The sequence below is a fragment of the Peribacillus sp. genome (assembly GCF_059453735.1).
Window position 1 is genome coordinate 1 of record NZ_JAZVJO010000316.1, and the last position, 3,008, is coordinate 3,008.

Genomic DNA, 3,008 nt, shown 5'->3' on the forward strand with positions numbered 1-3,008 from the left:
TTCATTTACGATTGAATTGGGACTCAGTGCAGTCATTCCCTCTCCGACAAGGGAAGGAGTATTCCGCATCGTTCTAATGACCTTTATCTTCCTGCCAAACGATGTTTCAACTTGCTTGATACTGATGCCAGCAGCAATCGCAATGATGATTACTTCTGTTTTTACCGTATTTTTTATCTGCTCGATTACAGCAGGATAGAGCGAAGGGTGGACCGCTAAGAAAAGATAATCGGCAAAACTTGCTACTTCCTGATTGTCTAGCGATCCTAAAATATGATATTTATCAATTAAGTTCGTAAGTGAGCCTGCTGTAGCCGTACTTGCTTTGATTTGCTCGGGCAAGACAATTCCTTTGCCAATCATTCCTTCAATCATAGCCTGAGCCATTCTTCCTCCACCAATGAATCCAATATTCTTTTCCATTTAGTTCACTTCCCATATGTTCTTGACGTCTTTGTTATTATATATAAAAGTCAGGTAAAAACCGAATATATAATCAGCACAACAGGCCTGTTTTCAATCTAGTATTTTTGCATTATTCCCGTCTCACATGTGCTTATTCCCGTCTGCGTTCATTTTCTAGCCTAGGCATTCCCTAATGGGTATGAAGTATGAGCATTGCCCTCACAGAGACAGCACTTTTGATGTGTCACTTTACACGTTTCCTTCATTTCGATGTTTTTAACCACTGCGCTTGGGGAATTTTAAGAGAAGAACAGTCAAGAGGAGGAAACATCGTGATAAACGATTTACCAGCACCATTGCCTGAGGAGTTCTTTAAACTGCCTACGCTCGAACTAGCGCAGGAGTTACTCGGCTGTCTGTTGATTAAGACTACGCCAGAAGGCACTGCATCCGGATATATTGTTGAAACGGAAGCTTATAAGGGACCCTTAGACCGGGCGGCCCATAGCTTCGGGAACCGGAGGACTAAGCGGACAGAAATTATGTTTGGAAAAGCAGGTCTCATTTATACGTATAAAATGCACACTCATACACTGGTAAATGTCGTAAGCAGTGTGGAGGATGTTCCGGAGGCGATTTTAATACGTGCTGTCGAGCCATTCAGTGGGATTCCGCTTATGCATGAACGACGCGGATTACCCGATTTAGTCAAGCTAACAAGCGGACCAGGTAAATTAACTAAGGCACTTGGGATTACAATGGATGACTATGGTGGATCTTTTACAGAACCACCACTCTATATTGCTCCAGGCAACAAACCAGAATCTATTCAATGCGGGCCGCGGATAGGTATTGGTAATTCAGGAGAAGCCGTTGCTTACCCATGGCGATATTGGGTTACAGACAATCCATTTGTTTCGCGTTGACTATTTTTATAAAGAATTAAGTATTTCCTTTCCATCATTCCTTGCGTTGTTTACAAAAGAACTTATTGGATAGGCATTCATGAGCGCTGCTTCATACGGTACCATTAAACTTTTTAACTCAGCTGTTTCTGTAACGTCTTCGTCAAGCCAAATTTTCTCGTTTTCCTTGGTTAAAATGACGGGCATGCGATCATGAATCCCTTCCATTAGTTCATTTGCCTCTGTGGTAATAATGGTACACGTCCGAATAATGTCCGATCCTTTCCCCCACTCATCATATAAGCCTGCAAAAGCAAATGGCTCTTTATTCCTCAAATGAATATGATACGGCTGCTTTTGCTTATTTTCTTTTTTCCATTCATAAAATCCATCAGCGGCAATTAAGCAGCGCTTCCGCTTCAATAACCCCTTAAAAGTAGGCTTAATCTCAATGGTTTCCGCTCGTGCATTAATCATTTTATAGCCTATTTTAGGATCCTTAGCCCAGTTCGGGATTAACCCCCACCGAAGTACGGCCAACTTACGTTTATTTTCTTCCGATATTACCACAGTTATATTTTGACTAGGAGCAATATTATAACGTGGTTCCTCCAATAGTCCTTCCTGCTCCATTGCTTGAAAACGTTCAGCAATTGCCTGCAGTTCGGAAAATAAATTATATCTTCCACACATACCCATAACCTCCTTCTTTTCTTTCACCCTGCCATAACCTGTTACACACTAACTTTGAATGAAAGCAGCTTCATCTCTTCATGAAAACCCGATTTTTTATAAAGATTGATCGCCTCAGCATTTTTTTCATTAACACATAAAGAAACCTCGGTTACATTCATGTTTTCATACAAATAAGTCAGGCCTGCCTGTACGAGTTTTTTTCCTAGGCCTTTTTTTCGATGCTCCTTTGCCACGGCAATAAACTCAAGGTTTCCTGCCTGAAACACACTATCTCCCTCAAGGTATACATAGCCCTGAATAGACTGATCACCATCTGGGATAATTAACAGCCGCTTCTCTTCACTTAAATTGCCAATCATATCCGCACCCGTAAGATAGGTTCCCGGAAACTTGTCGTGCAGTTTAATTACTTCTTCGTAAAATGGAGGCGATATTTCTTCAAGAATCTTTCCACACGTTACTTCTGTTTTGCTGACTAAGATTTGATGCTTGCCTGTTTCCTTCGCTTTAAGGGATTCCATCCACCTAAGACCCTTTTTATTCTCTTCATGATAAAAAGCAAAGTATGTACTTATTTTTTTACTTTCCTTTTTTTTCATAAATTCATTCCAAAGCATACTCGTCTGTTCACTCCAGTGATCTGAGTTTAAAATGAATGGACCCCAGATTTCTGCCGATTGATTTTTACTATCGACATCAAAACCAAGTGCAGCGATTAGTTGATTGTTTTCGGACATAACGATAAAAGAATCCTCTAGCTCAAGATCAGAAAAGTCTTCCTCAAGTGTTTTTTGAATTTCTTTCCTATCCCTTCCACAATAGCCTGTATGGTTTTTCGAGTGACTATTTACGTCCGAAATAAAGGCAGACAACTCTTCAATATTCATTAATATACCCTCCCTGAACAAGTTTTTAAGTCAATCATAACAAAAAATAAGTACTTGATACCCAAATTTGTAAATTAATAGATACTAAATGGGTTCTTTTGCTATAATAAGAATA

At 39.9% G+C, this 3,008-nt stretch carries 4 protein-coding genes; 1 reads left to right on the top strand and 3 read right to left on the bottom strand.

Going from position 1 to position 3,008, the window contains the following annotated elements; genetic code table 11:
- Positions 1-423, bottom strand: a 423-nt coding sequence (locus AC52RT_RS10085) for a pyrroline-5-carboxylate reductase family protein (protein ID WP_495540623.1), incomplete at its 3' end; no start/stop codon positions are given.
- 317 nt (positions 424-740) lie between these two features.
- Between AC52RT_RS10085 and AC52RT_RS10090 the strand changes: the two genes are divergently transcribed.
- Positions 741-1,331: a DNA-3-methyladenine glycosylase gene (locus tag AC52RT_RS10090; RefSeq protein WP_495540626.1), complete on the top strand. Its 591-nt coding sequence runs from the start codon at positions 741-743 to the stop codon at positions 1,329-1,331.
- A gap of 6 nt (positions 1,332-1,337) precedes the next feature.
- Here the strand turns inward: AC52RT_RS10090 and AC52RT_RS10095 are convergent, their stop codons facing one another.
- On the bottom strand, positions 1,338-2,003 hold the full coding sequence (locus AC52RT_RS10095; RefSeq protein WP_495540624.1) for an SOS response-associated peptidase: 666 nt from the start codon (positions 2,001-2,003) through the stop codon (positions 1,338-1,340).
- A gap of 41 nt (positions 2,004-2,044) precedes the next feature.
- The gene (locus AC52RT_RS10100) at positions 2,045-2,893 is read right to left on the bottom strand and encodes a GNAT family N-acetyltransferase (RefSeq protein ID WP_495540625.1); all 849 of its coding nucleotides are present in this window, start codon (positions 2,891-2,893) and stop codon (positions 2,045-2,047) included.
- Positions 2,894-3,008 lie beyond the last annotated feature (115 nt).

Bases quoted from the DNA above. Each gene is read 5' to 3' on its own strand.
- AC52RT_RS10095 (WP_495540624.1), bottom strand. From the start codon at position 2,003: ATGTGTGGAAGATATAATTTATTTTCCGAACTGCAGGCAATTGCTGAA.
- AC52RT_RS10100 (WP_495540625.1), bottom strand. From the start codon at position 2,893: ATGAATATTGAAGAGTTGTCTGCCTTTATTTCGGACGTAAATAGTCAC.